At 43.2% G+C, this 843-nt stretch carries 2 protein-coding genes; both read left to right on the top strand.

The features are described 5' to 3' along the window. Positions 1-617: mechanosensitive ion channel family protein (locus CVN76_RS06420; protein WP_100530625.1), on the top strand; the 617-nt coding region annotated here is incomplete at its 5' end. 20 nt (positions 618-637) lie between these two features. After that, positions 638-835, top strand: coding sequence for a DUF951 domain-containing protein (locus CVN76_RS06415; protein WP_057914158.1), 198 nt, complete (start codon positions 638-640; stop codon positions 833-835). Positions 836-843: the final 8 nt, after the last annotated feature.

The following is an 843-nucleotide window of genomic DNA, read 5'->3' as shown; positions in this document are numbered from 1 at the left end:
ATATCATTACCTATGTGATCAATTTCATCGCTTTGATGATGATCCTTGAAATTTTTGGACTTCATGTAATGCCATTGCTTGCTGGTGCAGGGGTAATCGGCTTGGCCATCGGGTTTGGTGCCCAAAGTTTGGTCAAGGATATCATTACAGGATTTTTCGTGATTTTTGAAGATCAATTTTCGGTTGGTGATTATATTAAGATCAATACCTATGAGGGAGAAGTCATTGAAATCGGGCTTCGGACAACGAAAATTAAAAGTGACGCAGGCGAATTGCACTTCATCCCTAACGGCAGCATCATTCAAGTCACCAACTATTCGATTTTGAACAGCAAGGCGGTCGTTGATGTGACAATCGCCAATGATGGATCGATCGAGCGTGCCGAAAGGGTTCTGATTGAGCTTTTAAACAGCATGGAAGGCAAATACGATGCCCTGGTTAAAGCTCCTGAATTTTTGGGGATCGAAACGATAAATCCTGATGAAGTCGTCCTTCGGGTTACAGCGGAAACCAAGCCATTGCAAAATGTCGAATTCAGCAGGGTTTTGAGAAAAGAAATAAGTGCTGCCCTCGATTTAATCGGGATTAAATCCACTTACAGTGGCAGCGAGTCGTAGAATTAGGGGGCTCAATGGTCATGGAGGAAAAAGAATTTGCGCTGAACGATATCGTGGAAATGAAAAAACCACATCCGTGCGGTGTGAATAAGTGGAAAATCATTCGCCTAGGCATGGATATCCGGATAAAATGTGAAGGCTGCGGCCACAGCGTAATGCTTGCACGACGTGAATTCGCAAAGAAAATGAAAAAAGTCCTGGAAAAGCATGAGAAGTGATCATGCTT

The organism is Bacillus sp. mrc49 (genome assembly GCF_002803435.1).
The sequence above is the reverse complement of the archived record's forward strand: the minus strand, read 5'-3'. Positions and strand labels throughout refer to the sequence as shown.

Bases quoted from the DNA above. Each gene is read 5' to 3' on its own strand.
- CVN76_RS06415 (WP_057914158.1), top strand. From the start codon at position 638: ATGGAGGAAAAAGAATTTGCGCTGAACGATATCGTGGAAATGAAAAAA.